Origin of the sequence: Propionicimonas sp. (assembly GCF_049840635.1) — a bacterium.
Taxonomy (GTDB): Bacteria; Actinomycetota; Actinomycetes; order Propionibacteriales; family Propionibacteriaceae; genus Propionicimonas.
This window is the reverse complement of sequence record NZ_JASGKL010000004.1, coordinates 757,023-783,910: the sequence shown is the minus strand read 5'-3', so window position 1 is coordinate 783,910 and position 26,888 is coordinate 757,023. Positions and strand designations below refer to the sequence as shown.

Genomic DNA, 26,888 nt, shown 5'->3' with positions numbered 1-26,888 from the left:
GTGCTCACGCAGGCAGCCATCGACGCCTTCACCGCGCTGACCGGGACCGCCCCCGAGGGCGTCTGGGTCGGCCCGGGCCGGATCAACCTGATCGGTGAGCACACCGACTACAACGACGGCTACGTACTGCCCTTCGCGCTCCCCCAGGCCGCCTACGTCGCCGCGTCCGCCCGTGCGGACGGCCGGTGGCGGTTCCGCTCCGTCGACCTCGACGACACCGTCGAGCTCGGCCAGGCCGAGCTGGTCCCCGGGTCGCCGGGCTGGCACTCCTACCTCGCCGGCGTCGTCTGGGCGCTGCAGCAGGCCGGTCACGAGGTCGGTGGCGCGGACCTCGTCCTGACCTCGGACGTGCCGCTGGGCGCCGGACTGTCCTCGTCGGCGGCGATCGAGTGCGCGACGCTCGCCGCGCTCGTCGACCTGTACGGCTTGACGATCGACCCGGTCGACCGCGCCAAGCTGGCCCGGGTGGCGGAGAACGCCTACGTCGGAGCCCCCACCGGGCTGCTCGACCAGGCAGCGTCCACGCTGTGCACGGCCGACCACGCGCTGTTCCTCGACTGCCGCACGCTGGAGACCCGCCAGGTGCCGCTCGCCGTCACCGACGCCGGCCTGGAGATCCTCGTCATCGACACCCGCACCCGGCACAGCCACGTGGACGGCGAGTACGCCGCCCGCAGGGCCAGCTGCGAGAAGGCGGCGGCGATCCTGGGCGTACCCGCGCTGCGCGACGTCACCGACCTGGACGCCGCACTCGCGCAGCTGCCCGCCCTCGAGGCGCGCCGGGTCCGGCACATCGTCACCGAGGACCAGCGGGTGCTGGACGCGATGGACGCCCTCGCCGCCGACGACTACGCAGAGCTGGGTCGGCTGATGACCGCGTCGCACGCCTCCATGCGCGACGACTACGAGATCACCGAGCGCAGCGTGGACCTCGCCGTCGAGACGGCGCTGGGCGCCGGGGCGCTCGGTGCGCGGATGACCGGTGGCGGCTTCGGCGGCTGCGTCCTCGCGCTCGTCCACGCCGACCGGGTGGAGGCGACCGCTGAGGCCGTGCGAGCGGCCTTCGCCGAGGCGGGCCTTGGCGAGCCGGTCACCTTCCTTGGTCGGCCGTCGGCGGGGGCGCGTCGGCTCGTGTGACGCCGCCCCTGTGCAGCGCGCGGGACGTGGCAGGTAGCGCTGCGGCCACGACGGTCGCGGCCGAGATCACGACGACCACCCACACCCAGGGCGCGTCCGCGGTGAACGTCCACGCCGTGATCAGGTTCAGCAACGACAGCGCGAGCACGGGCCCGCGCCCGAAGACGCTCAGTCGCCACAGCACCCACGCGGCACCGAGCATGAGCGCGCCGTAGCCGACCAGGAAGATCGCGACCCCAGAGCTGAATCCGCCATGGCCGGACGCGAGCGATGCGACCGCGAGGACGACGACGGCCACCCCCACGAGCGCGGTGCCGGCGACGGCGACCAGCACCGCGGCGGGCCGGTGGCGCAGGAAGGACGGCATGCCGGCCAGCGTAGCCGTACCGGCGGTGCGCTCCGTTCAGCCGATGTGAGCGCGCCACACCACATGTGCAAAATGCGGCCCGCCCCTTGTGCTCGCCAGCTACAGTTGTCACTCTGGACGCCGGGCGTGGTTCACACCACCGCCCGGTGCCGCGTGCTCGGGCCACCGCCATCGGGCCCCACCTACTCAAGGAGTGTTGCTTCATGGATTGGCGCCACCGCGCTGCCTGCCTCACCGAGGACCCGGAGCTCTTCTTCCCCATCGGCAACACTGGACCTGCGCTCATGCAGATCGCCGAGGCCAAGAAGGTCTGCCGACGTTGTGAGGTGCGTGAAGCCTGCCTACAGTGGGCCCTGGACGCCGGTCAGGACCACGGGGTCTGGGGTGGCCTCAGCGAGGACGAGCGCCGAGCCATGAAGCGCCGCGCCGCCAGGATGCGCGTCCGCAACGCCTGAGGGCCCCGCCCACAGCGTGTGATTCACCGGTCCGCTCCGGCGCGGAACCGGGGACGGTTCTCCTTTCGCGCCATGGTTCCGAGGCGCCGTCAGATCAGCGGCACCCGGACGGTCGCTGTCGTCGCGTCGCCCTCTGTCGCCAGCCGGAACGTTCCGCCGAGATCGGCCACCAGCGTGCTCACGATCGACAGGCCCAGGCTCGTCGAGCTCGTGATCCGGAAACCCTCGGGCAGCGGCTCGCCGTGGTTGACCACGTCGACCACCAGCTCTCCGTCCTCCTGCAGCGGGCGCACCAGCACCTCGCCCGACTGCTCGCGCAGCCCGTGCTCGACGGCGTTCTGACACAGCTCGGTGAGCACCAGGGAAAGGCTCGTCGCGACGTCGGCCGGCACGTAGCCGAAGGACCCCTCCCGGACCATCCGGACCTTGCCTCCGGTCGCGGCGACGTCGCCGACCATCTTCAGCAGGCGGTCGGCGACGTCGTCGAACTTCACCGCTGCGTCGAACGCCTGGCTGAGGATCTCGTGGACGACCGCGATCGCCGCGACCCGCTTCATGGCGTCGTTCAGCGCCCCCTTGGCCTCCACCGACGAGATCCGGCGCGCCTGCAGCCGCAGCAGCGCCGCCACGGTCTGGAGGTTGTTCTTCACCCGGTGGTGGATCTCGCGGATCGTCGCGTCCTTGGTGACGAGCTGGCGCTCGCGCGAACGGAGCTCGGTCGTGTCGCGGCACATCACCAGCAGGCCGTCGGGACCGTCCGCCGCGGCCAGCGGGAGCACGCGGAGGCGGACGTTGGCCGTGCCGGTCTCCAGGTCCAGCTCGGACGAGCCACGTCCGGCGAGGCTCGCGGCGAGCGGTCGCTCGACCGGCATCCGCTCCTGGGAGAGCGACCGGGTGATGGCGACGAAGTCCTCGCCGTAGAGGTCCATGGTGAGGCCGAGCCGGCGGTACGCGCTCAGCGCGTTGGGGCTCGCGTAGACGATCACGCCCTCCCTGCTCACCCGCATCATGCCGTCGCCCACGCGCGGTGAGACCCACGGCACCCTGCGGTCCCCGCCGAGCGGGAACTGGTGCCGGTGCACCATTCCCGCGATGACCTGGGCGGCCTCCAGGTAGGCGTCCTCGAGCGCGCCCGGAGCCCGGACACCCATCTGGTTGGTGTGCATCTCCACGACGGCCAGGACCCGGTCGCCGGACAGGATCGGGATCGCCTGGACGTCCACCGGGATCCCCGCGTGCAGCTTGTTGCCGCTGGTCTGGGAGATCTCCTGCCCGAGGTAGGCCTCGGTGACGAGGTGCTCGGGGTCGTAGGCGATCTCCTCGCCCACCACGTCGTCCTCCAGCGAGGTCGGGCCGGTGGTGGGACGCACCTGCGCGCACGCCCAGAACACGTTGTCGTCGACGTCGGGAACCCACAGGATCAAGTCGGCGAAGGCGAGGTCGGCAAGGAGGGACCATTCGTCCACGAGCTGGGTGAGCCACTGCAGGTCCTCGTCATCGAGGACGCAGTGCTGCCTGATCACCTGCTCCATCGTCTGCATGCGCTTCACCCTACTGACTCCGGTTGGACCGCTCTTCCAGCGGCTGGCAGAATGGGCCCTCGCGCGCTGTCCGGCGCGCCGACGAGACGAACGAGGAGACCACGATGGGTAAGGGTGGCCGTAAGCGCCGTTCCCGCAGGAAGAGCGCTGCCAACCACGGCAAGCGCCCGAACGCCTGAGGATCGCCGCCGTAGAACGCACACAGGGCCCCCGCCATCCGGCGGGGGCCCTGTGTCGTTGTCGGTCTCAGTCGGTGGTCTCGGTGACGACCACCGTGGTGGTGGACCAGGTGGCGCGGACGCGAAGGCGGAGCGACTCGGGGGCCTTCTCCTCGCGGCAGCAGGTGCGGATCAGGTGCCGCAGCGCGTCCTCGACCTGGTAGTGGTCCAGGCACGGCTCGCACGCCAGCAGGTGCTGGCGGATCGCGTCGGCCTCGGACTCGGTGAGCTCTTTGTCGTGGAACTCGTACAGGTGCTTCAGGACCGCCGTGCAGTCCTCGAAATCAGGCGTCATGGTCGGCACCGATCAGTCCGTGCTCGCGGGCGAAGTCACCGAGGAGTGCACGCAGCTGGTTGCGCCCCCGGTTGAGCCGGGACATCACGGTCCCGATCGGGGTGCCCATGATCTCGGCGATCTCCTTGTAGGAGAACCCCTCCACGTCGGCCAGATAGACGGCCAGCCGGAAGTCCGGCGCCAGCGCGTTCATCGCGTCCGTCACCGCCGAGTGGGGCATCCGGTCCAGCGCCTCCATCTCGGCGGAGCGCAGGCCGGTCGAGGTGTGCGCCTCGGCACGGGCGAGCTGCCAGTCCTCCACCTCGCCACCGGAGGTCTGCGGCTGGCGCTGCTTCTTGCGGTAGTTGTTGATGAAGGTGTTGGTGAGGATCCGGTACAGCCACGCCTTCAGGTTGGTGCCGGGCGTGAACTGGTGGAAGGACGCGTACGCCTTGGCGAACGTCTCCTGCACCAGGTCCTCGGCGTCGGTGGGGTTGCGGGTCATCCGCAGCGCGGCACCGTAGAGCTGGTCGAGGTACGGCAGCGCCTCGGACTCGAAGCGCTCGGTGCGCTCCTCGTCCGTCTCGGGGGTCACGTCGGGGCCGGCCTCGTCGGGGGCAGTCGGGAGGTTCATCACGAACGAGCCTAGCGGGTGCGCGTCACGGGCCACCGTGGCGGCGCGTCCGGCCGGCGCCCGGGGCTCGAGGGTTGCGATCACGTCGGTTCAACGACGATGGGCCGATCGCTTATTCCACCGGCTCGACCAGGCCCGGGCCGTCGTTCGCCACCTTGTTCACCGCTGTCGAGACCGCGTGGTAGGTCAGGTCCGGCGCGGCGACGCTGAGCAGCCCGAGCGGGTCGGCGTCGAAGTCCGGGTCGAGCCAGGCGTCCCAGTTCTCGCGGACGACGGCCATCGGCATCCGGTCGTGCAGGTGGCCGACGTCGTCGGTCGCCGAGGTCGTGATCACGGTCGCCGTCGTCAGCCAGGCGCCGTCCGGGGCCTTCCAGAACTCGTAGAGCCCCGCCATCACGAACAGCCCACCCGCGGCCGGACGGATGAAGTAGGGCTGCTTGGCCGGCCTCCCGGAAGCGTCGGTGACCGCGTACCACTCGTAGTAGCCGTCCGCCGGCAGCAGGCAGCGTCGGGACGCGAACGCCCTGCGGAACGCCGGCTTCTCCGCCACCGTCTCGACGCGGGCGTTGATCAGCCGCGCGGCGCCGGAGGCGTCCTTCGACCAGGACGGGACGAGGCCCCACCGCACCGGGGCCAGCAGCCGCCGCGTCCCCTCCGGACGGCGCCGCTCCATCACGGCGACGATCAGGTCCGTGGGCGCGATGTTGTAGTCGGGACCGGGCAGCGGACCCGCGACCTCGTCGATCTCGAAGTACTCCTCGAGATCCTCCCCTGCCATCGACAGGGCATAGCGTCCGCACATGGCCCCGACCCTACGCCGCGCCACCCCCGGGACGCGCTTGGCAGCCGAGGGGGTTCGGGGTAGGAATAGGGGCATGAGTCTTCTGCGGTTCGTCGCCCGCTCCATGTTGGCCAGCTACTTCGTGATCAACGGGGTGAAGGCGATCCGCCATCCCGAGGAACTGGTCGAGTCCGCCCAGCCGGTCGCCGACACCGTCCTGCCCCTGGTGACGTCCGCGGTACCGGAGGCTGCGCGCGGCTACCTCCCCGAGGACACCGCGGGCTTCGTCCGCTGGAGCGGCGTCCTGCAGGTGGCCGGAGGGCTCAGCCTCGCCACCGGCCTGGGCCGTCGGCTCGGCGCCGGCGTGCTGGCGCTCACGATGGTGCCGCACGTGCTCGCGTCCAACCCGCTCAAGGCGAAGGGAGCCGCGCGGTCGGTGGCGCAGGCCCAGCTGACCAAGAACGTCGCCCTGCTCGGCGGGGCGCTCCTCGCCGCGCAGGACACCGAGGGCCGGCCGAACCTGGCCTGGAAGGTGCGCACCCAGAAGGAACTCGTGGCGAAGGAGGCCGCCAAGCGCAAGGCCGAACTCGAGCGCGGCGCCCAGGCGACCGCCGTCGAGGCGGAGAAGCTCGCCCGCCGTTCGGCCCGCAAGGTCCGCAAGACCGTGGCGGACGTCCTTTCTTGATCCCCTGGCCGGCTCCCGTCGCGGCGGCACCCGTCCGTGGCCACGTGGTCGTTCCGGGCTCGAAGTCGGCCAGCGCCCGCAGCCTCCTGCTCGCTGCTCTGGCCAGCGGCGCTTCCGTCCTCGCCGGCGTGCTGGACTCCCGTGACACCGCGCTGATGCAGGCGGGGCTGGCCACCCTCGGGGCGGGCTTCTCCCACCTCGCTGACGGCAGGGTGGAAGTGACACCGGTCGGGGGCGTGCTGGGCGGCGGCACGGTCGACGTGGGCCTGGCAGGGACGGTGCTGCGCTTCCTCCCGCCCGTCGCGGCCCTCGCCGCGGAACCCACTCGTTTCGTCGGGGACGCGGCCGCCGCCGCCCGCCCGATCGCCGGGCTGCTGGACGCGCTGGCCGCCCTCGGCGCGGCCGTCAGCGAGCCGCGGTCGCTCCCGTTCTCCCTCGGCGGCGGCACGTCCTTCCGGGGCGGGGCCGTCAGCGTGGACGCCAGCGCCACCAGCCAGTTCGTCTCCGCGCTGCTGCTCGCCGGCGCCCGGTTCCCCGACGGTGTCACCGTGACCCACGTCGGCGCGTCGCTGCCGTCGGCGCCGCACATCGAGATGACCTGCACGCTGCTGCGGCGGCGGGGCGTGGTCGTCGAGCAGCCCAGTGCGCTCACCTGGCGCGTCCTGCCCGGTCCGATCGCCCCGCTGGACGAGGCGGTCGAACCAGACCTCACGAACGCGGCCACCCTGCTCGCCGCCGCGCTGGTGACCGGCGGCGAGCTCACCACTGCCTGGCCCCAGGTCTCGGTGCAGGCCGCGGACGAGCTGCTGGACGTCCTGGCCGCCTTCGGCGCGAGGATCGCCTACGACGGGGACTCCTCCGGACGCGCGGTCACGGTCTCTGCACCGGACGGCGTGCACGGGGCGGACCTGAACCTGCACGACGTCAGTGAACTCACCCCGGCCGCCGCAGCCCTCGCCGCCGTTGCCGACGGCCCGAGCCGGCTGCGCGGGGTCGCCCACATCCGTGGCCACGAGACCGACCGGCTCGCGGCGCTCGCGTCCGGGCTCTCGGGGCTGGGCGTGCAGGTCACCGAGCTGGACGACGGACTGGAGATCGTGCCGGGACCGCGCCATGGCGGCACCTTCACCACCCACGCCGACCATCGCCTCGCCCACGCCGCCGCCCTGGTCGGCCTCGTCACCCCCGGCGTGGCGCTGGACGACGTGGCGTGCACGACCAAGACGCTGCCGGACTTCCCCGGCCTGTGGGCGGGCCTGCTCGCGGGGGACGCCGCGTGAGCAGGCAGTCCAGGGACGCGATCACCGACGACCCGCACGCCGGTTACGACCGGCCGAGCCGACGGTCGCGCCCGCGCACCAAGGACCGGCCGAGCTACGACGACGCGATCGTCGCCACCGTGGTGACCGTCGACCGCGGCCGCTACCGGTGCCTCGTTCCGTCCGCGGACGGGGTCGGATCGATCGTGACCGCGATCAAGGCGCGCACGCTGGGCCGCAAGGGCGTGATCGTGGGCGACCGGGTCCGCCTCGTCGGCGATACGAGCGGCGACGAGGGCACGCTGGCCCGCATCGTCGAGGTCGAGGAGCGCGAAACCGTACTACGGCGTACTGCGGACGACGACGATCCTTTCGAGCGCCCGATCGTGGCCAACGCCGACCAGTTGGTGATCGTGGCCGCGCTCGCCGACCCCCCGCCGCGGGTGGGCATGATCGACCGGATCCTGGTCGCGGCCTACGACGCGGGGCTCGAGCCCCTGCTGGTGCTCACGAAGGCGGACCTGGCCGATCCCGACGGGCTGATGGCGACCTACGAGCCGCTCGGGCTCCGGGTGGTCGCCGTCGAGCCGGGCAGCGACCTCACGCCCCTGCGGGAGGCGCTGTCCGGCCATCGCAGCGTGCTGGTCGGGCACTCCGGCGTCGGCAAGTCGACGCTGGTGAATGCGCTGATTCCCGGCGTCGACCGCCAGGTGGGCGAGGTCAACGAGGTGACCGGACGCGGCCGGCACACCTCCACGTCCGCCGTCGCGCTCCAACTGCCCGATGGCGACGGCTGGGTGATCGACACCCCCGGCGTCCGCTCGTTCGGGCTCAGCCACGTCACCGCGGACTCGATCCTCGCCGCCTTCGGTGACCTCGCCGAGATCGCCGAGGACTGCCCGCGTGGCTGCCACCACGACTCCGCCTCCCCCGAGTGCGCGCTGGACGTGGCGGTCGCGGACGGACGGCTCGCCCCGGAGCGCCTGGAGTCCTTCCGCAGGATGGAGAAGGCGTTCCACTGACCCTCCGGCGTGGCCCCGCACCTCGCCACGACTCGGCGCGGATAGGGTGAAAGCCATGCCCGACCAAGCCCTGCTCGACGACCTCCGACTGGCCCACGTGCTCGCCGACCAGGCCGACGCCCTCACGATGGCACGCTTCAAGGCGTCCGACCTGCGCGTGGACTCCAAGCCGGACCTGACGCCGGTCAGCGACGCCGACACAGCCGTCGAGGACGCGATCCGCTCCATGCTCTCCCGCACGCGTCCGCGCGACGCCGTGCACGGCGAGGAGCGTGCGGACTCCGGGTGGGGGCCGCGGCGCTGGGTGATCGACCCGATCGACGGCACCGCGAACTACGTCCGCGGCGTGCCGGTCTGGGCGACGCTGATCGGGCTCATGGTCGGCGATGAGGTCGTCGCGGGAGTGGTCTCCGCGCCCGCGCTGTCGCGACGCTGGTGGGCGCACACCGGTGGCGGCGCGTTCACCGGCAGGACGCTGCTGAAGGGCGCGCCGATCCGGGTGTCCGCGGTCGGCGACCTCGAGGACGCCTTCCTCTCCTACTCCTCCCTCGACGGCTGGGTGCAGGCCGGGCGCGGCCGCCAGTTCGGCGAGCTGGGGCGGGAGTGCTGGCGGACCAGGGCGTTCGGCGACTTCTGGAGCTACATGATGGTCGCCGAGGGTGCGGTCGACCTCGCGGCCGAGCCCGAACTCGCGCTGCACGACATGGCGGCGCTCACCGTCATCGTCACCGAGGCCGGCGGCCGGTTCACCAACCTCGACGGACGCGACGGCCCGCACGGCCCGGGCGCCATCGCCACCAACGGCATCCTGCACGACGACGTCGTGGCCCGGCTCGCCGTCGAGGCCTGATCGACCCGCGGGCGCCCGCTCCTCGGGACCGGTTCGACCGACTGTGGCGCAGGCCCCGTGCTCCGGCCCCACCGCCCCGATGGGTTCGATGGGGGCACAGCCCGCACACTTCACGACCCTGCCGATGCACCGCATTCCGAGCTGCCAGCATCTGCTCGGGCGCAACTCCCGGCGCTCTGCGGCAACGCCCGCCGCGGCATGGTTCCCACCGCGTCCACCCGGCCCTCGGCTCCGGCGTCCGTCCAGCGCGCGCTGCTGAGGTAGCCGTTCTCGATCCGGCTCTGCGGCAACCCGACCGCGGTCAGCGCCCTGGCGAAGCTGCCATGGCCGTACCACTTGCTGGTGTGCACCTCAGGGCCGAGCGTCTGGTGTGCCTCAGCAGCCAGCGCCGCCAGGGGAATCGGAGTGCTGGCGGTGCTGCAGCGGTGGCGGACCAACCGTGCGAACTCCCCGAAAGCAGCGGGCCGTGGGGGCGGCGGGTCACTCCCGATCAACTCGACCAGGTCCGCCGGGCCGAGCACCCGGTCGGTGACCGCGGCCAGCGCAGGGGCGACGTCCCGCGAGCTGACCAGCGTGGTGTCCCTCCCCGCGGCCCGCAGCCGGATCAGCAGCGGGGTGAAGTCGGAGTCGGCCGAGCCGAGCACGTACTCCCGGGAGAGGGACTCGCCTGCAACGAGTCCAGCACGTCCAGTGCCATCCGGATGTCCGCGGCGTTCTTGGTGCCGGCCAGGCGCGGGCAGTCGATCACCTCGAACCCGGCCCGCACGAACGCTCTGCGATAGCGGCCGAAGGTCTGGGGCGCGCCGTCGACGGTCTGCGGCCACCCGGCGGGGTTCAGGTAGCAGCGCAGCACGAGCCAGCGCCGTCGACGCCCCTCGGGCAGGACCGAGAGCCGTTCCAGCCATACGTCGGGCTGCTCGGCGAACCCCAACGCCGCCGTCGGGTCGTGCTTGCGCAGTTCGGTGAAGACGTTGTCGAAGTCGAGGTAGAGGGCAGCCGGGACGTGGGACACCCCCCATACCTACCTGTACGGGCCCCGTTCTGGTCAGTCCTCGTCCGGGCGACCCCTCGGGGTGCTCAACCGGTCCGGATCCGGGGCACGGCGGCGAGGAGGGCCCTCGTGTAGTCGGTCTGCGGGTCGTCGTAGACCTCCTGGGTCGCCCCGCGCTCGACGATCCGTCCATGGCGCATCACCACCAGCTGGTCGCACAGGTGCCGGACCACCATCAGGTCGTGGCTCACCACGACGAGGGTGAGGCCCTGCGCAGCCACCAGCTCGGTGAGCAGGTTCAGCACCTGCGCCCGGACGGACACGTCCAGGGCCGACACCGGCTCGTCCGCGATCAGGACTTCGGGCTTCGGCGCGAGCGCCCTCGCGATCGCGATCCGCTGCCGCTGCCCGCCGGAGAACTCGTGCGGGTAGTGCGCGCCGGCGTCCGCGGGCAGGTCTACCGCCTCCAGCAGCTCGGCGAGCCGCGCTGCGTGGTCGACACCGGCGGGCAGCTGCCGGCGGACCAGGCGTGAGCGCAGCGGCTCGGTGATGATGTCGCCGACCTTCATGCGCGGGTTGAGCGACGACCGCGGGTCCTGGAACACCATCTGCACCGACGCCCGCACCATGCCCAGGCTCCGCTCGGGCAGCGCGGTGATGTCGGTGCCCTCGAACCACACCCTTCCCGAGGTCGCCCTGTCGAGCCCTGCGAGCAACCGGACCAGGGTGGACTTGCCGGACCCGGACTCCCCCACGATCCCGAGCCTGTGGCCGCGCTGGAGGGTCAGGTCGACGGCGTCCAGCGCCCGCACCTCGCTGCGGCCCGTGCGGTAGACCCGGGTGAGCGCCTCGGTCCGGTACAGCTCATCCGGCTCAGTCATGGCCGGCCTCCGCGTAGAAGTCCTCGACCGTGGGCAGCCGCGTCCCCGGCGCCACCCTGTCGAGCTGGGCGGTGGCCACCAGGCCGCGCGTGTAAGGGTGCTCGGGCGCGGTGAACAGCCTCGCCACGCTGCCCGACTCGACGATCCGCCCATCGAGCATCACCAGGACGTGGTCGCACACCTGCGAGACGACCGCGAGGTCGTGGCTGATGAACAGGCACGCAGCACCGCTGGCATCCAGGACCTCGTCCAGCTTGGCCAGGACGAGCGCCTGGACGGTCACATCCAGCGCGGTGGTGGGCTCGTCACAGATCACCAGGCCGGGCGAGTTGATCAGGGCCATCGCCAGGATGGCGCGCTGCCGCTGGCCGCCGGACAGCTCGTGCGGGAAGGCGTCCGCCACCCTCTCCGGGTCGGCGAGGCCCACCTCGTCGAGCATGGCCACCACCCGGTCGCGGGCCGGTCCGGCCTCCGCCCCCTGGTGCAGCCGCAGCACCTCGGCGACCTGGCGTCCCACCCGCATGGTGGGGTCGAGTGCGGTCATCGGCTCCTGGAACACCATGGACACCGCGTCACCGCGCAGCCGGGACAGCCCGCGCTCGTCGAGGCCGACCATCTGCGTCCCGTCCAGCACCACCGACCCGCGGACGTGGGCGTTCTCGGGGAGCAACCCCATCACCGACAGGGCGGTGACGGTCTTGCCCGACCCGGACTCCCCGATCACCCCGAGGCGCTCGCCCGGCTCGAGCGTGAAACTCACACCACGGACGGCCTCCGCGCGGCGCCGGCCGAAGCTGACCTGGAGGTCGCGCACCTCCAACAGAGGCTGATTCATGACACCTCCCGCAGGCGGGGGTCGAGGTAGTCGCGCAGGCCGTCACCCAGCAGGTTGAAGCCGAGCACGGCGAGGGCGATCGCCAGGCCCGGCCACAGCGCCTGCAGGGGCGCGACGAAGAGGAACTGCTGGGCGTCGCGCAGCATGTTTCCCCACGTGGGCGTGGGACGCGGCGTCGCGAGACCGAGGTAGGACAGCGCCGCTTCGGCGAGGATCGCCATCGCAAAGCCCACCGACGCCTGCACGCCGACCAGGGGCGCGATGTTGGGCAGGACGTGGCGCCGGGCGATCCCCCACCGCGACGTACCGGACGCGCGGGCGGCGAGGACGAAATCGGCGGCCATCACCTGGAGGGTGGCCGCCCTGGCCACGCGGGCGAACGCGGGGATCGTCGCCACGCCGATCGCGACCATGGCCGTGACGGTCGATGCGCCGAAGACAGCGGCCAGCAGGATGGCGAGCAGCAGCGCGGGGAACGCGTACACGACGTCCCCGACGCGCATCACGACCTCGTCCACCCAGCCGCCGGCCTGCCCGGCCAGCATGCCCAGCGGAACCCCGACCACCGCCGACAGCCCGACCGAGATGATCCCGACGGCGAGCACCGTCCGGGCCCCCACCATCAGGCGGCTGGCGATGTCGATGCCGAAGCCGTCCGTGCCGAGGACGTGCGGCCAGCCGGGACCCTGGAGGCGCTGGCCGGCGACGACCTGGATCGGGTCGAACGGCGTCCAGAACAGGGAGACCACCGCGGTCACGACGACGAGGGCGACCAGGACGATGCCGATCACCAGCTGCGCGCGCTTCACGGGGTCGACCCCTCGAGCGTCGACCCCTTCCTGCCCTGCCGGGGGTCGATCAGCAGGTAGGAGAAGTCGACGATCGCGCTGATCGCCAGCACGGCGAGGACGAGGAACATGACGGTGCCCTGCACCACGACCAGGTCGCGCCGGTCGACCGAGGTGAGCAGCAGCGAGCCGAGCCCCGGCAGGGTGAACACCGACTCGACGACGATGGCGCCGACCAGCACCGACGACAGCTGCAACCCGATCACGGTGACCAGTGAGATCGCGGCGTTGCGCAGGCCGTGGCGCAGGAGCGCGCGCATCGGCGTCCACCCGATCGCCCGCGCGGTGCGGTAGTAGTCCTCCTCCAGCACCTCGAGGAAGGCGGAGCGGACGTAGCGGATCAGCACGGCGGCCTGCACGACTGCCAGCGTGATCACGGGGAGCACCAGGTGGGACGCCCACTGCGCGGGATTCTTCAGCAGCGCGACGTAACCGTTGGCCGGCAACCAGCGCAGCCAGACCGAGAACACCAGGACCAGCAGGATGCCGCCCCAGAACACGGGGATCGCCATCCCGAGCTGGGCGGCGGCACTGATCGTGAACCCCGGCCACGACCGGCGCTTGAGGGCGGCGACCATGCCGGCGGGGAGCGCGATCAGCAGGGAACCGATCAGACCGAACAGGACCAGCCACATCGTCACGGCGACGCGGGGCGCGAGCAGCGCGAGCACGGACTGGCCGGTGAGGTGGGAGTGCCCGAAGTCGCCGGTGAGGATCCCGCCGATCCAGCTGAGGTACTGGACGACCAGGGGACGGTCCAGACCGAGCTGGGCGCGGAGCTGGGCCAGCGCCTCCGGCGTCGCGTCCGTACCCAGCAGCACCTGGGCCACGTCGCCGGGCAGGGCGTTGGTGACGAGGAAGATCAGGATCGACGCGCCGAACAGGCTGACGACGAAGACCCCGAGCCGTTGGGCGACCCGCGCCGCGAGAGTCACGGCGGGCCGCCTACCGGCTGGTGATCGTGGTCAGGTCGAAGCTGAGCGTGATGGCGTTCTGCGGGATCCCGCTGATCGTGGCCTTCGTGATCACCAGGTTCGGCAGGGCGAACAACCAGATGGCCGCGCACTGCTCGGCGAGGTAGCGGGCGGCGGTCTTCATCTCGGAGACCGCCTGGTCCTCGCTCGGCGCCTCGATGGCCGCGTTGTACAGCGAGGCGAACTTCTCGTCGCCGTAGTGCCAGTAGTACGTCGGATCGGCGAACTTGCCGAGGTCGCGGGCCTCGACGTGGGCGACGATCGTCATGTCGTAGTCGCCCTTGGTGAAGACCTCGTCCAGCCAGCGGCTGAAGTCGAGTTCCTCGACGGTCACCTTCACGCCGATGTCGCGCAGCGCGCTCTGGACGAACTGGGCGGACTTCACCGCGTACGGCACAGAGGGGACGCGCAGGCGCAGCGAGAGCTCACCCTCGTCGTAGCCGGCCTCCTTCAGCAGTGCCTTCGCCTTCGTCGGGTCGTACGGGTAGAGCCCGGACAGGTCCTCGTACCAGGGGTCGGTGGGCACGGTCATGGAACCGATCAGGGTGCCCTGGCCCGCCCAGGCGGTGTCGATGAGGTCCTGGCGGTTGATCGCCATCGTCAGCGCCTGCCGGACCTGAAGCTTGGCCAGCGCCTTGGTGTCGTGGTTGAGGCCCAGCACGACCTCGCCGTTCGTGGTGCCGGAGATCGTCGTGTACTGGCTGGTGTCGGCGAACTGCGACAGCGCGTCCGGGGCCTGGAGGTTGGAGATGATGTCGAGGTCCCCGCTCAGCATCGCCGCGTTCTCGGCGTTCGGATCGGTGAAGTAGCGGAACGTCACCTCGTCGAAGCGGGCCGGGTTGCCCCAGTAGTTGCTGTTCGCGGCCAGGACGACGCTGTCGCCCTGCACGTGGCTCTGCACGGCGTACGGGCCGGAGCCGGCGCTGGTGGTGCTGAGGTCGCCGGTGTAGCTCGGGTCGAGCATCATGCCCAGCGTGGAGGACATGTCGTAGAGCCACATGATCGACGGGTGCGTGAGGGTGACCTGCACCTGGTGGTCGTCGGTGGCCGTCGCGCCCGCCACCACGGCGAGCTGCGCCTTCAGCGTGGCGGTCAGCTGGGTGTCGCCCTTCAGCCGCTCGATGTTGGCCACGACCGCAGCGGCGTCCACCGGGGCACCGGAGGCGAACTTCGCCGCCGGGTTCAGGTGGAAGGTGTAGGTGAGCCGGTCGGGGCTGACCTCCCAGGCCTGGGCGAGCAGCGGCTTGATCTCGCCGTTGGCGTCGACCTTCACCAGGGTCTCGTAGACGTTGTAGAGCAGCACCTGCGGGATGGACGCCGCCGTGTTGTGCCACGGGTCCATGGACGCGGGCTCGAGCGTGGCGCCGATCGAGAGCGTCCGCTCCGGCTCACTGCTGCCGGTCGAGGACTGGCCGGTGGGCGAACACGCGGCGAGGACGAGGGCCAGCGCGATCGCGAGCAGTGCGGCGACGCCCTTGGCCGAACGAGAGTGCGAACGCCGGGACTTCGCGGCGGCGTAGGTCATCTGCCCTCCACAGGTCTGTCCCCGCGACGCGAGGAAGCGCCGAAAGTCTAGCCCAGCGATGCTCCCGTCCCCGGACGTCGCATCTCGTGCCGGGACGCTCGCGTCCGCGGCGACGCCGGGCCCCCGGATTTGGGGATCCGGCGAACCTCACCTAAGCTGGGTCGAGTCGACGCGGGGTGGAGCAGCTCGGTAGCTCGCTGGGCTCATAACCCAGAGGTCACAGGTTCAAATCCTGTCCCCGCTACGAAAAGGCCCCTGACTTGGGATAACAGGTCAGGGGCCCTCTGTTTGCGCCCGGGAGCTGTTCACTGTGTGCGTCCGGCGCCGCCCGGAGTGCGGGCACGACACCCCATACTTGCCGCGTGGAGCTTCGCGAGTTGGACCCACAGGACGAGCAGCGCGTTCGCGCCTTCGTTGTCGCCACGGCAGGCGCGTCACCCGAGGCGTGGAGCTGGACGCCGGCGCGAATCGACCGCGAGTGGCGGTCGGTGTGGTCGACCCTGCAGCTCCCGGTGGCCACCATTCTTGCCGAGGACGAGGGGCGGATCCTTGGCATGGTGTGCTGCACCATCGTCCCGGTGGATCGCGAGCCGGGTGCGGTCATCACGAACCTGTGCGTGACGCTCCCCGACCGCCGCAGGGGGATCGGCCGCCTCTTGATGCTCCGGGCCCACGACATTGCGCGGGCGGCCGGTGCTCGCGTCGCCGCCCTCCAGGTCGCGCCCACCCAACAGGCCGCTGTTCAGCTGTACACGGCACTGGGCTACTCCCCCGTGAAGGAATCGGAGGACACGATGGTGATGGATCTGTCCGGAACCACGAACTGAGCCCGTGCCGATCGCGCAGATCGCGCGACAGTCGCTCAGAGGTCGGACACCTCGCTGCCGCCGGCCAGCCGCGACCAGAACGGGATCTCCGGGGTTGGCGGTTGTTCGGGCAGCGGAACGCCGAGGAACTCCCGCTCCACCCAGGCCAACAGGTCGCGTCCGTAGTGGATCACGTCGCTCTGCACCACCGAGAGCACCGGCGCCGGCGACGGGTACGGACCGGGCGGCAGGTACCGGTGTCCGTACAGGGGGACGAGCACGGGCCAGGCCGCGAGCCGGACGGCGGCCTGTTCCTCCGCCTCGGCGGCGTCGTCCGGACGCGTCCCCCACGACCCCGGCCAGAAGCCGTTGTGGGTGACGTCGAACAGCAGCCCGGCGACCGGCATGGCCAACCGCTCGCGCACCGTCGCCTCCGCGTCGTTGCGCCAGTCGATCCAACCGTCCCCGACCGGCAGTGCCCGTTGCAGGAACTCGGCGTGGTCGGCGCAGAACGCCAGTCCCCAGCGCGCCTGCACGCGGGCGAGCTCCGCGTCGCTCAGTCCCGGCTCGCACCGGGCACCCGCGTCCCGCAGCACGTCGACGGCCAGCCGGACCACATCGGTCATGGGCACATCATGGCCCCGTGGACGCCGCTTCGCCGGAATATGCTCGTCCGTGCTGCCGATCGACCAGGGGGATGCACCGAATGACCTACGACGTGGACGAACTGCGGACCCACTTCCCGTCGCTGGCATCGGGCATCGCGCACTTCGACGGACCCGGCGGCACGCAGACCCCCCGCGAGGTGGGTGACGCCATCGCGGCGACCCTCACCGCTCCCCTGTCGAACCGCGGCACCGTGGCGGCCTCCGAGGCCAACGCGGACGCGGCCGTCGCCGGCTTCCGGTCCGCCGGCGCGGACCTGCTCGGCGTGCCTGCGGACGGGATCGTGCACGGCCGCAGCGCCACCCAGCTCACCTACGACTTCTCCCGCGCCCTCGCCAAGGACTGGCGCCCCGGCGACGAGGTCGTCGTCAGCCGGCTCGACCACGACGCGAACGTCCGGCCCTGGGTGCAGGCGGCCGAGCGCGCCGGGCTCACCGTCCGCTGGATCGACTTCGACCCGGCCACCGGCGAGCTCGTCTGGGAGAGCGTCGAGGCGGCGCTCACGCCGCGTACCCGGCTGGTGGCCGTCACGGCCGCGTCCAACCTGATCGGGACGCGTCCGCCGGTGCGCCGGATCGCCGACGCCGCCCACGCTGTCGGCGCGCTGGTGTGGGTGGACGGCGTGCACTACTCCGCGCACGAGTTCGCCGACGTCCCTGCGCTGGGGGCCGACTTCTTCGTGTGCTCGCCCTACAAGTTCCTCGGCCCGCACTGCGGGGTCCTCGCCGCGGCCCCCGAACTGCTGGAGCGCCTGCACCCCGACAAGCTCCTGCCCTCCACCGACGTGGTCCCCGAGCGGTTCGAGCTCGGCACGCTGCCCTACGAACAGCTGGCCGGGGTCACCGCCGCGGTGGACTTCCTCGCCGGTATCGCCGGGGACGCCGACCTCACGCGGCGGGAGCGCCTGCGCGCGACCTGGGCGGCGACCGAGGCGCACGAGTTGCGGCTGCGCGGACGCATCGAGGACGGCCTGCGCGAGTTCGGGCACGCCGTGGTGGTCCACTCGCGGGCCGAGGAGCGGACGCCGACGCTGCTGCTCAGCCTGCCGGGTCGGCGGACGGCCGACGCGTACCGCTTCCTGGCCACGCGGGGCGTCCTCGCGCCCGCGGGGTCGTTCTACGCCTACGAGCCATTCCGGCGGCTCGGCCTCGACGACGACGGCGGACTGCGCCTCGGTCTCGCCCCGTACAGCACCGACGACGACGTCGACCGCGTACTGGCCGGGCTCGCCGAGTTCCTGTCCTGAGCCCGCGATAGCCTCAGGCATGGCCTTCGACGAAGAGCTCGCCGGACGAATCCGCGCCGCGCTGTCGTTCACCGACGGCGTCACCGAGCAGCGCATGTTCGGCGGGCTCGGCTTCATGGTGGACGGTCACCTCGCCGCGGCCGCCAGCAGCCGGGGCGGCCTGATGCTCCGGATCGACCCCTCACTGGCGTCCGGGCTGGTGGACGGGGACGCTGTGCGCCCGTTCCGGATGCACGGCAGGGACTTGGCCGGCTGGGTGCTCGTCGCCCCCGAAGCTGTCGACGACGACTCCGAGCTCCTGGTGTGGCTCGGGAGGGCGCAGGCCTGGGTCGCGACCCTCCCCCCGAAGTAACCCGCGGCCCCGACGTCGAGATCCCGGGTCAAGCCCGGGATGACACACCCATCACCGTCATCCCGGCTCACGCCCGGCACGACACCCACCACTGTCATCCCGGCGAAAGCCGGGATCTCACCCACGACCAGCCGGCACCAACACCGAAATCCCGGGGCACGCCCGGGATGACAGGGTCACGCGGACGCGGCGAGGTACTGGCGCAGTTGGCGGACGACGAAGGCGTGGTCGTCGAGTTGCGGGAGGCCCGAGACACCGACGGCGCCGACGACGGTTCCACCCTGCAGGCGCAGGGGCACCACGCCGCCGTGGGCGGCGTACTCGCGCGGGTCGAGACGGGCGTCCACGTCGAAGTCCTTGCCTCGCTCGCGGAAGGTCTCCCCCACCGCCAGTGAGGCCTGGCCGTAGCGCAGGGCCACCCTGGTCTTGCGGGCGAGCCACTCGTCGTTGTCCGCGCTCGAGCCGGGCAGCGCGGCGTGGAACACCCGCTGCGGCCCCAGGACGATACCGATCACGACCGGCAGCTCCTCCTCGGCGGCCGCCTGCCGCATCTGCGTCCCGAGCAGCCAGGCGTCCTCGAGGGTGAAGTCGTCGAACCGCAGCTCGACCTCCTCGTCCCTGAGCCGCTCCGCCAGTTCGCCCACGTCCCCGTCCCTCCTGCTCGTCCCGACGGTCCGACCGTACCCCCGCGGGGTGGCCGGTGGGAGACTGGCGGCATGCGCGTTCACCTCGGTTGCGACCACGCCGGCCTGGAACTGCGGGACCACCTGATGGGCTGGCTCGCCGACCACGGCCACGAGCCGGTCGACCACGGACCAAGCGCCTACGACCCCGAGGACGACTACCCCACCTTCTGCCTGCGCGCCGCCGAGGCCGTCATCGCCGACCGGACGTCCGGCGTGGAGGCGCTCGGCATCGTGATCGGCGGGTCGGGCAACGGCGAGCAGATCGCGGCCAACAAGGTCGCCGGTGCCCGCGCGGCGCTGGCCTGGTCGGAGGAGACCGCCCGCCTGGCCAGGGAGCACAACGACGCCAACGTCGTGGCCATCGGTGGACGCCTGCACACCGTCGAGGAGATGACCCACTTCGTCGAGGTCTTCCTCACAACGCCCTTCAGCGGCGCGCCGCGGCACCTCCGCCGGATCACGATGATGGCCGACTACGAGCGCACTGGGGAATTGCCTCCGCTCACCTGATCCGGACAGGACGCTGCCGTCCCGCCTCGCCCTGTGCCTCTGCTGTGCCGCACCTTTGCCCATACCGCGCACTGGCGGACGTGTCGATGATGAATCCCGACGAGGGGCATTCCCTCGCCGGCTCACGCCCGTTCCCGCTGCGGAGGCACTCATGCGCGCAGTTCGCATCTCGATCGCAGTCGCGGCCGTCGCCGTGGCGTCCACCCTGGTGGCCACCGCGCCGGCCGACGCCCACACGACCCGCAAGACGAGCCCTGCCACGACCGTCCTGACCACGGCGATCGGCGCCCCGTTCAACCTCGATGTCCGGCACGGACGCATCCTCGTCGCCGACGGCGCCGGCCAGATCGGCGCGGTGGAGGCCGACGGCTCGGTGTCGACGGTCGTGGGCGACGTGCCCGGTGCGTCCGGCATCGCCACCTCGAGGAACGGGAAGTCGATGGCCTACACGACCTCGGTGGTCGAGGGTGAGACCACCATCACCGCGAGCGGTCTCGTGATCACGGGTCCGAAGGGCACCATCCAGGTCGACACGCTCGCCTACGAGCAGGCGAACAATCCCGACGGTGCGATCCAGTACGGCGTGACGAACCCCGACTCCTGCGTCACCAACACTCTCACCAACGCTGGCTTCCCGGTCAGCTACACCGGCGCGATCGACTCCCACGCCTACTCCGTGGCCGCCTACCACGGCGGCTGGGTCGTGGCGGACGCCGGCGCCAACGCCCTGCTCAGGGTGAGCCGGAGCGGCAAGGTCTCCACCCTGGCCGTCCTGCCCGCACACCCCACCGCGATCACCCAGGCCGCCGCCGACGCGTTCGGTCTCGATGCCTGCGCGGTCGGCGTCACGTACGCCTTCGAGTCCGTCCCGACGGACGTCGAGGTGGGTCCGGACGGGTTCCTGTACGTGACCACGCTGCCCGGCGGGCCCGAGGACGCCTCGCTGGGCGCCCGCGGCAAGGTTTTCCGGGTCAACCCCTACAGCGGCCGCGCCGTCGCGATCGCGTCAGGCCTGCTCGGAGCGACCAACCTGGCGTTCTCCCGCGGCGGGCTCTACGTCACCGAGCTGTTCGCCGGCAAGGTGTCCCTGATCAGGCACGGACGGGTCTCGAGCTTCCTCGAGCTGCCCGGCGCACTGGCCGTCGAGGCGGGTCCCCGCGGCGACCTGTACGTCGCCACCGGCATCTATGGCCCGCCGTCCGTCGTCCGCGTCCAGACCGGCGGACGCGGCTGGCGCCACTAGGGGCGGACCCCGATCCGTGCGCACCACCTGCGCCGGCTCGGGCCTCCGCAGGACCAGCCCGGCGGGAAGTGCGGCGACCTCCCGCCGGGTTGCCCGGTCGGGACAAGACCGCGGAATGTGGTGAGATGATCCCGTGCCGGACGAACTGAACTACCCGATCCACCAGCGCACGCTCGGCAACGGGCTGCGCGTCGTGGTCAGTCCCGACCACAGCGTTCCGCTGGCCGCGCTGAACATCTGGTACGACGTCGGCTCACGCGACGAGCGGCCCGGCGAGTACGGGTGGGCGCACCTTTTCGAGCACCTCATGTTCTCCGGCTCCGAGCATGTCGCGACCGGCGAGCACCTGAATTCCCTCCAGGCCCTCGGCGGGTCGGTGAATGCCACGACCTGGTTCGACAGGACCAACTACTTCGAGACGCTGCCGGTCGGCGCCCTCGACCTGGCCCTGTGGATGGAGGCCGACCGCCTCGCCACCCTGCCCGACCACCTCACCGACGCGAGCGTCGAGACCCAGCGCGAGGTCGTCAAGGAGGAGAAGCGGCAGCGCTACGACAACGTGCCCTACGGGGACGCGATGCCGGCCCTCGTGGAACTGGTGTTCGGCCCCGACCACCCCTACGGCCACACGACGATCGGCTCGATGGCCGACATCGACGCGGCGACGGTCGAGCGGGCCGCGAACTTCTTCCGCAACCACTACCGTCCCGACAACGCTGTCCTCACGATCGTCGGCGACATCACCCCGAAGGACGCCTTCAAGCGCGTCGAGAAGGCCTTCGGCCGGATCCCCTCGTGGAACCCGCGCGTACGTCCCGCCACCGTCCCGCTGCCGCCGCTGTCGGAAGTGGTCCGGCGCGAGGTGCGCGGACGCGTCCCCGCGGCGGCGTCGTACTTCGCCTGGCGCCTGCCCCAGCGCGACACGTGGGGTTTCGACGCCTGCGAGCTCGCCCTCTCCGTGCTCGGCGGCGGCCAGACCTCCCGCCTGCACCAGGAACTCGTCCGCAACCAGCAGGTGGCCGCCGGCGTCGGCGCGTCCGCCATGCCCCTCATCGGGGGCACGTCGTTCGGCGTGGCCCAGGTGCGTGCCCTCCCCGGCGCGGACGGGACGGAGGCCGCCGAGGCCGCGCTGGCAGAAGTGGCCCGGCTGGCCGAGGAAGGGCCGACCGCGGCGGAGCTGGCCAGGGCGAAGGCCCAGTACGCGCGGGAGTGGCTCACCGAGCTCGCCCGGTTCGACTCCCGCGCCGACCTCCTCGGCGCCTACGCCACCCTGCACGGCGATCCCGAACGCGTGAACCAGCGGCTGGCGGAGGTCGACGCGATCAGCATCGACCAGGTCGTGGACGCGGCCAGCGCATTCCTCGAGCCCGGCCAGCGGGCACAGCTCGACTACCGGCAGGAGGCCAGTGATGCGGAGAAGTGACCAGCGACCGGAGGTCAAGGCACCGCCGCGCTGGCGCTTCCCCGACCCCACCCGGCTGTGGCTCGACAACGGCATGCAGCTGATGGCGTGCCACCGCGAGGGCCAGCACGTCGCCGCCGTCTCGCTGGTGCTCGACGCCCCGCTGAACACCGAACCGGTCGACGTGGAGGGCGTGGCCACCCTCACCCAGCGCTGCCTGGACGAGGGCACAGCCACCCACCCCGGCCCGAGCTTCGCCGAAGCGCTGGAGGACATCGGTGCGGTGCTCGGCGGCTCGGCGGGCTTCTCAGGGAGCGAGCTGTCGGTCGAGGTGCCGGCGCGCACCCTCGGCCCGGCGCTGGAGCTCCTGGCCGAGGCCGTCCGGGAGCCCGAACTGCAGGCCGACGACGTCGAACGCCACCGCCGACTGCGTCTGGCCGAGATCGAGCAGACCCTCGCCAACTCCGCCCACCGGGCCGCGCTGGGCTTCCGCGCGGCCACGATCCCGCGGCGGTACCGCTGTTCGCGCATGGTCGGGGGTAGCACCGAGACCGTGTCGGCGATCACCCACGGCGACGTCCTGTCGTTCCACGAGCGCCACTACCGTCCCGACGGCGCGACGCTGATCATCTCCGGCGACCTGTCCGGCCAGGAATTCGGGCAGGCGGCGGCCGCCTTCAGCTCCTGGACGAGCCCCGCGGAGGGCTACTTCAGCCACGAGGTCCCGGAGCCGCGCACGCCCCAGTGCTGGCTGATCGACCGTCCGGGCGCCGTCCAGGCCGACGTCCGGCTCGGCGGGTTCGGCATGGACCGGGGCGACCCCCGCTGGGCCGACGTCCAGGTCGCCACCCATGCGCTCGGCGGGGCGTTCCTGAGCCGGCTGAACCGGGTGCTGCGGGAGGAGAAGGGCTACACCTACGGCGCGCACCTGGTGAACTCACCGATGCGTGACGGCGGGCTGTTGACCATGCAGGGGTCGTTCCGCACCGAGGTCGTCGTGGATGCGCTGGCGTTGGCCAGGGAGCTGCTCGACCTCACCGACGCGCCGATCACCCCGGCTGAGGTCCACGACGCGGTCACGTTCACCACCGGCGTCGCCCCGCTGCGCTACTCGACCGCGCAGGGCATCACCGACCGGATCTCCGCGCTGGTGCGCGATGGCGTCAACGTGGAGTTCGTCAACGCAAACTTCCAGGCCCTGTCGCTGGTCACCCCCGAGTCCGCGACGCAGTCGATGCTCGAACTGCTCCAGCCCGACGCCCTCACCCTCGTCGTGGTGGGCGACGCCGCGTCCCTGCACGACCAGCTGCTCGCCGACGGCTGGCCGGTGCTCCTCCAGAGCTGAGCCGGCGCCGGGTGATGCTCCTCAGGCCTCCGGGCCGAGCTGCCTGGTCATGAACACCGAGTGGGGGTCGAGGACGTAGCCGTCGAACGGCCCGCAGTGGACGAACCCCTCGCTGGCATACAGACCCTGCGCGGGGGCGAAGTCCGGGCTGGTGCCCGTTTCCAGCCACAGGCTGGTCAGGCCGCGGCGCGTCGCCTCCCCGACGAGGTGTCGAAGGATCGCCCGGCCCACCCCGCTGCCGCGGAAGCGGTCGTCGACCCGCATCGACTTGACCTCCCCGCGCTGCGCGTCGAGCTGCTTGAGTGCACCGATCCCGGCGAGTTCCCCGTCCACCCACGCCGACCAGAAGGTCACGGAGGGGTCGCGCAGTCCGTCGACGTCGAGCGCGTGGCAACTCTCCGCCGGGGACAGCGCATGCATGCCGTCCAGGTGCGCGCTGATCAGCCGCCGGGTGGCCTCCCCCGACAGGTCGTCGCTGCGGATGGCGGGCGTGGAGGGCGCCACGCTACTTGACGCCCAGCTTCGCGAGGGCGTCGGCGAGCTGGGCCTTCGCGACCTCGACCTGCTTCTGGTACTCGGCGAGGTCACCGTTGCGGAGCGCCTCGTCGGCGGCGGTGAACGCCTTCTCCGCGTTCTGCATCGCGACGACCGCCGCCTCCTCGTCATTGGACGTCCCCCCGGTGGAAGGCCCGGTCGTCGGCGGGGTCTCGTCCGGATCCTCGCCCGTGCTGGCGCCGGCGTTGCCCGCGAACACCTGGTCGAGCGCCTCCTGCAGGGTCGTGGCGATCCCGACGTGCTCACCGAACCGCACGGCCACGTAGGCGAGCGCGGGGTACGAGCCGCTGCCCGCTTCCCGCATCGTGTAGATCGGCATCACGTACAGCAGGCCGCCGCCCACGGGAAGGGTGAGCAGGTTGCCGTACTTCGCCGTCGCCGACCCCTGGTTGAGGTAGGAACGCATCAGGGTGGCGAACTGTGGGTCCGTCGTCATCGCGTTCGCCGTCTGGCTCGGGCCGGCGATCTGCTGGGTGTCCGACATCCGCAGCACCCGCAGCTTCCCGTAGGCGCCGCTGGACGCCTCGGCAACCACCGAGAGGTAGGCGGCGAGGTTCTGCCGGCCGTACGGCACGAAGACCGCCGTCTGGCTGAACACCGCCGAGCTGTCGTCCGGCCACTTGATCGACAGGTAGTACGGCGGCTCGGCCGCCGTCGACTTGCTCGTGTCGCTCTGCCCGGGCATCGTCGCGACGGGATCGGTCGGCACCTGCCACAGGTCCGATTGCTGGTACCAGGCGTTGGTGTCGGTCATGTGGTAGCGGGTGAGCAGCTGGCGCTGCACCTTGAACAGGTCCTCCGGGTAGCGCAGGTGGGCCATCAGGTCGGGGCTGATCTGCGACTTCGGCTTCAGCACGCCGGGGAACGCCTTCTCGTAGGTCTGCAGGATCGGGTCGTCCGCCTCCCACGCGTACAGGCTCACGGTGCCGTCGCTGGCGTCCACCACCGCCTTGACCGAGTTGCGGATGTAGTTGATCGACTGGTCGGAACCCGGGTCGGGTGTGGTCTGCGCGTCGGTGATCGCCTGGCGCATGCTCACCGCCTCGCTGTTCGGGTAGTTCCTCGTCGTGGTGTAGCCGTCGACGATCCACACCAGCCGGTGGTCGACCACGGCCGGGTAGATGTTGGAGTCCAGCGTCAGCCACGGCGCCACCTCCTGCACCCGCTCCTTGGGTGTCCGGTCGTAGAGGATCCGGGACTGCGCGTTGACCCGGTCCGACAGCAGGATGTTCAGGTCGAGGAAGTGGGTGGCGTACAGCAGCCGGGTGAACCAGTCGCCCATCGGGACGCCGCCGGTGCCCGCGTAGGTGTTGTTCGCGCCGTCCGGGGTGTCGAACTCGATCGGCGCCTCGCCCTCCTCGCGGCCCACGATCGCGAAGGTCGAGGTGTTCTCGCCGAAGTAGATCCGTCCCTCGTACTCGGGCAGGACGCCCTCCGGCGGGATGTTCTTCTCGATCCACACCGGGTCGCCCGACGAGCTGCGCTGGTTGCCGTAGGCCGCCACCAGTCCGTAGCCGTGGGTGTAGACCGTGTGCAGGTTGTTCCAGGCCTGGTCGGGCAGGTTGGCGTAGTTGATCTCGCGCGCCGCCACCACGGCGTCGGTCTCGGTGCCGTCGATCACGTACCGGTCCACGTCGAGGGTGGACGGGAAGGAGTACCAGCCCCGCAGCTGCTGCTGGTTCTCGAACGTCGGCGCGACCACCGCCGGATCGATCAGGCGGATGCCCGGCAGCGTCTCGGCGTCCTCCTTCAACTGGCCGGAGCTGACTGTGGTCTCCGCCGTGTACGGCTCGATCTCGACGTCGTCGATGTCGTAGGCCTGCCGCGTGGCGGAGATGTGGTTGGCGATGTACGGGCTCTCCAGCACCGGCTCGTTCGGCTTGACCTGGAAGCTCTGCACCACCAGCGGGTACACCAGCCCCAGGATCAGCCCGGAGACCAGCATCAGCACCAGGGCCGTCAGCGGCACCGTCCACCGCTTCAGGAAGCCGTTCGCGAAGAAGACCGCCGCGCACACGAACGCGATCACCGCCATCACGACCTTCGCCGTCAGCCGGGAGTGGTCGTCGGTGTACTGCAGGCCGGTGAACAACGTCCCCTGCTGGAGCAGGAAGCCGTAGCGGTCGAGCAGGTTCTGCAGGCCGTACCCGATCAGCAGCAGGCCGGCGAGGACGGAGAGGTGGATCCGGGCGCCGTTGTTGCCGCCACCCCGGCCCCGTCCGGACGCGATCCCGCCGACGGCGAAGTGGACGGCCGCGGACGCGACGAGGGCGAGGAACACCGCGCCCATGAGGAAGGAGAGGAGGTCCTGCCAGATCGGGTACTCGAAGACGTAGAAGCCCACGTCGAGGTGGAAGTACGGGTCGATGGTGCCGAACGGGACGCGGTTCCACCAGGCGAGGTACGCCTGCGACTGGCCGACGGCCGACGCCCCGGAGACGAGCCCGAGGAACACCGCCGGCACGAGGATCGCCAGCCAGATGTTCGCCTCCAGCAGGTCGCGGTAGCGGTCGAGGATCGCGCTCTGGCCGGTGCGCCGCGACAACGGGCGTAGCCGGAAGGCGATCCACATGTTGCCGCCGACGATCAGTGCCATCGCCAGGAAGAACGACACGAACAGGATCACCTGGGCGGCCAGCTGGGTGCTGAAGACCTGTGGGAACGACACCGAGTCGAACCACAGCTTGGTCGTCCACAGTTCCGCGAACACCACGTACGCGGTGACCAGCACCGCGAGAACCAGGATGGTCGGCAACAGGGGGCCTCGGCGAGCCACCCGCGATGAGACGTTCACGTGTCC

General features: G+C 71.4%; 30 protein-coding genes and 1 tRNA gene. 15 read left to right on the top strand and 16 right to left on the bottom strand.

The window, feature by feature from the left end; all coding sequences use genetic code 11:
• Positions 1–1,137 carry a galactokinase gene (gene galK, locus QM779_RS03815; RefSeq protein WP_428531845.1) on the top strand — a complete coding sequence of 379 codons (1,137 nt, stop codon included), beginning with the start codon at positions 1–3 and terminating at the stop codon, positions 1,135–1,137.
• Here the strand turns inward: galK and QM779_RS03810 are convergent.
• Positions 1,091–1,504: a hypothetical protein gene (locus QM779_RS03810; protein WP_428531842.1), complete on the bottom strand. Its 414-nt coding sequence runs from the start codon at positions 1,502–1,504 to the stop codon at positions 1,091–1,093. The genes galK and QM779_RS03810 overlap by 47 nt on opposite strands.
• 203 nt (positions 1,505–1,707) lie before the next feature.
• On the opposite strand from QM779_RS03810, the gene QM779_RS03805 reads away from it, so the two are divergent.
• The gene (locus QM779_RS03805; RefSeq protein ID WP_415153419.1) at positions 1,708–1,959 is read left to right on the top strand and encodes a WhiB family transcriptional regulator; all 252 of its coding nucleotides are present in this window, start codon (positions 1,708–1,710) and stop codon (positions 1,957–1,959) included.
• An 89-nt stretch (positions 1,960–2,048) separates the two neighbouring features.
• Here the strand turns inward: QM779_RS03805 and QM779_RS03800 are convergent, their stop codons facing one another.
• Entirely contained in the window at positions 2,049–3,500 is a 1,452-nt protein-coding gene (locus tag QM779_RS03800) for a sensor histidine kinase (protein WP_428531838.1), read from the bottom strand.
• A 104-nt stretch (positions 3,501–3,604) separates the two neighbouring features.
• On the opposite strand from QM779_RS03800, the gene QM779_RS03795 reads away from it, so the two are divergent.
• Positions 3,605–3,679, top strand: a complete 75-nt coding sequence (locus QM779_RS03795) for a 50S ribosomal protein bL37 (RefSeq protein WP_377108721.1) — start codon at positions 3,605–3,607, stop codon at positions 3,677–3,679.
• 67 nt (positions 3,680–3,746) lie between these two features.
• Here the strand turns inward: QM779_RS03795 and rsrA are convergent, their stop codons facing one another.
• From rsrA to QM779_RS03780, 3 genes are all read right to left on the bottom strand, one after another.
• A complete protein-coding gene (rsrA, locus tag QM779_RS03790; protein ID WP_428531835.1) occupies positions 3,747–4,013 on the bottom strand; it encodes a mycothiol system anti-sigma-R factor in 267 nt (88 codons plus the stop codon).
• On the bottom strand, positions 4,003–4,626 hold the full coding sequence (locus QM779_RS03785; RefSeq protein ID WP_428531832.1) for a sigma-70 family RNA polymerase sigma factor: 624 nt from the start codon (positions 4,624–4,626) through the stop codon (positions 4,003–4,005). Before QM779_RS03785 ends, rsrA begins: the two co-directional genes overlap by 11 nt.
• Positions 4,627–4,738: 112 nt before the next feature.
• Positions 4,739–5,428, bottom strand: a complete 690-nt coding sequence (locus tag QM779_RS03780) for an SOS response-associated peptidase (RefSeq protein WP_428531829.1) — start codon at positions 5,426–5,428, stop codon at positions 4,739–4,741.
• A 73-nt stretch (positions 5,429–5,501) separates the two neighbouring features.
• Between QM779_RS03780 and QM779_RS03775 the strand changes: the two genes are divergently transcribed.
• The 4 genes from QM779_RS03775 to QM779_RS03760 are packed head-to-tail and all read left to right on the top strand — an operon-like array spanning position 5,502 to position 9,223.
• Positions 5,502–6,092, top strand: a complete 591-nt coding sequence (locus QM779_RS03775) for a DoxX family protein (RefSeq protein WP_428531826.1) — start codon at positions 5,502–5,504, stop codon at positions 6,090–6,092.
• A 44-nt stretch (positions 6,093–6,136) separates the two neighbouring features.
• Positions 6,137–7,372 carry a 3-phosphoshikimate 1-carboxyvinyltransferase gene (gene aroA, locus QM779_RS03770; RefSeq protein ID WP_428531823.1) on the top strand — a complete coding sequence of 412 codons (1,236 nt, stop codon included), beginning with the start codon at positions 6,137–6,139 and terminating at the stop codon, positions 7,370–7,372.
• A complete protein-coding gene (gene rsgA, locus QM779_RS03765; RefSeq protein WP_428531820.1) occupies positions 7,369–8,373 on the top strand; it encodes a ribosome small subunit-dependent GTPase A in 1,005 nt (334 codons plus the stop codon). The genes aroA and rsgA overlap by 4 nt, the downstream gene beginning before the upstream one ends.
• A gap of 55 nt (positions 8,374–8,428) precedes the next feature.
• Positions 8,429–9,223: an inositol monophosphatase family protein gene (locus tag QM779_RS03760; RefSeq protein WP_428531817.1), complete on the top strand. Its 795-nt coding sequence runs from the start codon at positions 8,429–8,431 to the stop codon at positions 9,221–9,223.
• 110 nt (positions 9,224–9,333) lie between these two features.
• Here the strand turns inward: QM779_RS03760 and QM779_RS03755 are convergent, their stop codons facing one another.
• The 7 genes from QM779_RS03755 to QM779_RS03725 form a co-directional block, all read right to left on the bottom strand.
• Positions 9,334–9,867: a hypothetical protein gene (locus QM779_RS03755; protein WP_428531814.1), complete on the bottom strand. Its 534-nt coding sequence runs from the start codon at positions 9,865–9,867 to the stop codon at positions 9,334–9,336.
• On the bottom strand, positions 9,828–10,235 hold the full coding sequence (locus QM779_RS03750) for a hypothetical protein (RefSeq protein WP_428531811.1): 408 nt from the start codon (positions 10,233–10,235) through the stop codon (positions 9,828–9,830). Before QM779_RS03750 ends, QM779_RS03755 begins: the two co-directional genes overlap by 40 nt.
• A 65-nt stretch (positions 10,236–10,300) precedes the next feature.
• Complete coding sequence (locus QM779_RS03745) at positions 10,301–11,095, bottom strand: ABC transporter ATP-binding protein (RefSeq protein WP_428531808.1); 795 nt, start codon at positions 11,093–11,095, stop codon at positions 10,301–10,303.
• On the bottom strand, positions 11,088–11,930 hold the full coding sequence (locus QM779_RS03740) for an ABC transporter ATP-binding protein (RefSeq protein WP_428531805.1): 843 nt from the start codon (positions 11,928–11,930) through the stop codon (positions 11,088–11,090). The genes QM779_RS03745 and QM779_RS03740 overlap by 8 nt, the downstream gene beginning before the upstream one ends.
• Positions 11,927–12,739: an ABC transporter permease gene (locus QM779_RS03735; RefSeq protein WP_428531802.1), complete on the bottom strand. Its 813-nt coding sequence runs from the start codon at positions 12,737–12,739 to the stop codon at positions 11,927–11,929. The genes QM779_RS03740 and QM779_RS03735 overlap by 4 nt, the downstream gene beginning before the upstream one ends.
• A complete protein-coding gene (locus QM779_RS03730) occupies positions 12,736–13,713 on the bottom strand; it encodes an ABC transporter permease (protein WP_428531799.1) in 978 nt (325 codons plus the stop codon). The genes QM779_RS03735 and QM779_RS03730 overlap by 4 nt, the downstream gene beginning before the upstream one ends.
• Before the next feature lie 10 nt (positions 13,714–13,723).
• Positions 13,724–15,277 (bottom strand): ABC transporter substrate-binding protein, encoded by a 1,554-nt coding sequence (locus QM779_RS03725; protein ID WP_428531796.1) that lies wholly within the window; start codon positions 15,275–15,277, stop codon positions 13,724–13,726.
• 170 nt (positions 15,278–15,447) lie between these two features.
• On the opposite strand from QM779_RS03725, the gene QM779_RS03720 reads away from it, so the two are divergent.
• Positions 15,448–15,521, top strand: a tRNA-Met gene (locus QM779_RS03720).
• Positions 15,522–15,639: 118 nt separating this feature from the next.
• Entirely contained in the window at positions 15,640–16,104 is a 465-nt protein-coding gene (locus QM779_RS03715) for a GNAT family N-acetyltransferase (protein WP_428531793.1), read from the top strand.
• 35 nt (positions 16,105–16,139) lie between these two features.
• Here the strand turns inward: QM779_RS03715 and QM779_RS03710 are convergent, their stop codons facing one another.
• A complete protein-coding gene (locus QM779_RS03710; protein WP_428531790.1) occupies positions 16,140–16,709 on the bottom strand; it encodes a hypothetical protein in 570 nt (189 codons plus the stop codon).
• An 80-nt stretch (positions 16,710–16,789) separates the two neighbouring features.
• Here QM779_RS03710 and QM779_RS03705 point away from each other — a divergent pair, with 80 nt between their 5' ends.
• The gene (locus QM779_RS03705; RefSeq protein WP_428531787.1) at positions 16,790–17,995 is read left to right on the top strand and encodes a cysteine desulfurase-like protein; all 1,206 of its coding nucleotides are present in this window, start codon (positions 16,790–16,792) and stop codon (positions 17,993–17,995) included.
• A gap of 19 nt (positions 17,996–18,014) precedes the next feature.
• Positions 18,015–18,347: a TfoX/Sxy family protein gene (locus QM779_RS03700; protein WP_428531784.1), complete on the top strand. Its 333-nt coding sequence runs from the start codon at positions 18,015–18,017 to the stop codon at positions 18,345–18,347.
• 176 nt (positions 18,348–18,523) lie between these two features.
• On the opposite strand, the gene QM779_RS03695 is transcribed toward QM779_RS03700, so the two are convergent.
• A complete protein-coding gene (locus tag QM779_RS03695; protein WP_428531781.1) occupies positions 18,524–18,991 on the bottom strand; it encodes a heme-degrading domain-containing protein in 468 nt (155 codons plus the stop codon).
• Positions 18,992–19,063: 72 nt separating this feature from the next.
• Here QM779_RS03695 and QM779_RS03690 point away from each other — a divergent pair, with 72 nt between their 5' ends.
• The 4 genes from QM779_RS03690 to QM779_RS03675 all read left to right on the top strand — a co-directional run bounded on the left by QM779_RS03690 (position 19,064) and on the right by QM779_RS03675 (position 23,533).
• Positions 19,064–19,543 (top strand): ribose-5-phosphate isomerase, encoded by a 480-nt coding sequence (locus QM779_RS03690; protein WP_428531778.1) that lies wholly within the window; start codon positions 19,064–19,066, stop codon positions 19,541–19,543.
• A gap of 151 nt (positions 19,544–19,694) precedes the next feature.
• Positions 19,695–20,786 (top strand): ScyD/ScyE family protein, encoded by a 1,092-nt coding sequence (locus tag QM779_RS03685; protein ID WP_428531775.1) that lies wholly within the window; start codon positions 19,695–19,697, stop codon positions 20,784–20,786.
• 133 nt (positions 20,787–20,919) lie between these two features.
• Positions 20,920–22,209, top strand: a complete 1,290-nt coding sequence (locus QM779_RS03680) for a M16 family metallopeptidase (protein ID WP_428531772.1) — start codon at positions 20,920–20,922, stop codon at positions 22,207–22,209.
• Positions 22,196–23,533, top strand: a complete 1,338-nt coding sequence (locus QM779_RS03675) for a M16 family metallopeptidase (protein WP_428531769.1) — start codon at positions 22,196–22,198, stop codon at positions 23,531–23,533. Before QM779_RS03680 ends, QM779_RS03675 begins: the two co-directional genes overlap by 14 nt.
• 21 nt (positions 23,534–23,554) lie before the next feature.
• On the opposite strand, the gene QM779_RS03670 is transcribed toward QM779_RS03675, so the two are convergent.
• Positions 23,555–24,037 (bottom strand): GNAT family N-acetyltransferase, encoded by a 483-nt coding sequence (locus tag QM779_RS03670; RefSeq protein ID WP_428531766.1) that lies wholly within the window; start codon positions 24,035–24,037, stop codon positions 23,555–23,557.
• 1 nt (position 24,038) lies between these two features.
• Positions 24,039–26,882, bottom strand: coding sequence for a UPF0182 family protein (locus QM779_RS03665; RefSeq protein WP_428531763.1), 2,844 nt, complete (start codon positions 26,880–26,882; stop codon positions 24,039–24,041).
• Between the last annotated feature and the right edge of the window lie 6 nt (positions 26,883–26,888).

What these genes read in the sequence shown, in the direction of transcription:
- QM779_RS03785 (WP_428531832.1), bottom strand. Translation starts at nt 4,626, where the DNA reads ATGAACCTCCCGACTGCCCCCGACGAGGCCGGCCCCGACGTGACCCCC.
- QM779_RS03780 (WP_428531829.1), bottom strand. Translation starts at nt 5,428, where the DNA reads ATGTGCGGACGCTATGCCCTGTCGATGGCAGGGGAGGATCTCGAGGAG.
- QM779_RS03725 (WP_428531796.1), bottom strand. Translation starts at nt 15,277, where the DNA reads ATGACCTACGCCGCCGCGAAGTCCCGGCGTTCGCACTCTCGTTCGGCC.
- QM779_RS03775 (WP_428531826.1), top strand. Translation starts at nt 5,502, where the DNA reads ATGAGTCTTCTGCGGTTCGTCGCCCGCTCCATGTTGGCCAGCTACTTC.
- QM779_RS03800 (WP_428531838.1), bottom strand. Translation starts at nt 3,500, where the DNA reads ATGCAGACGATGGAGCAGGTGATCAGGCAGCACTGCGTCCTCGATGAC.
- QM779_RS03700 (WP_428531784.1), top strand. Translation starts at nt 18,015, where the DNA reads ATGGCCTTCGACGAAGAGCTCGCCGGACGAATCCGCGCCGCGCTGTCG.
- QM779_RS03805 (WP_415153419.1), top strand. Translation starts at nt 1,708, where the DNA reads ATGGATTGGCGCCACCGCGCTGCCTGCCTCACCGAGGACCCGGAGCTC.
- QM779_RS03675 (WP_428531769.1), top strand. Translation starts at nt 22,196, where the DNA reads ATGCGGAGAAGTGACCAGCGACCGGAGGTCAAGGCACCGCCGCGCTGG.
- QM779_RS03690 (WP_428531778.1), top strand. Translation starts at nt 19,064, where the DNA reads ATGCGCGTTCACCTCGGTTGCGACCACGCCGGCCTGGAACTGCGGGAC.
- QM779_RS03810 (WP_428531842.1), bottom strand. Translation starts at nt 1,504, where the DNA reads ATGCCGTCCTTCCTGCGCCACCGGCCCGCCGCGGTGCTGGTCGCCGTC.
- QM779_RS03745 (WP_428531808.1), bottom strand. Translation starts at nt 11,095, where the DNA reads ATGACTGAGCCGGATGAGCTGTACCGGACCGAGGCGCTCACCCGGGTC.
- QM779_RS03705 (WP_428531787.1), top strand. Translation starts at nt 16,790, where the DNA reads ATGACCTACGACGTGGACGAACTGCGGACCCACTTCCCGTCGCTGGCA.
- QM779_RS03685 (WP_428531775.1), top strand. Translation starts at nt 19,695, where the DNA reads ATGCGCGCAGTTCGCATCTCGATCGCAGTCGCGGCCGTCGCCGTGGCG.
- QM779_RS03710 (WP_428531790.1), bottom strand. Translation starts at nt 16,709, where the DNA reads ATGACCGATGTGGTCCGGCTGGCCGTCGACGTGCTGCGGGACGCGGGT.
- QM779_RS03760 (WP_428531817.1), top strand. Translation starts at nt 8,429, where the DNA reads ATGCCCGACCAAGCCCTGCTCGACGACCTCCGACTGGCCCACGTGCTC.
- rsrA (WP_428531835.1), bottom strand. Translation starts at nt 4,013, where the DNA reads ATGACGCCTGATTTCGAGGACTGCACGGCGGTCCTGAAGCACCTGTAC.
- QM779_RS03740 (WP_428531805.1), bottom strand. Translation starts at nt 11,930, where the DNA reads ATGAATCAGCCTCTGTTGGAGGTGCGCGACCTCCAGGTCAGCTTCGGC.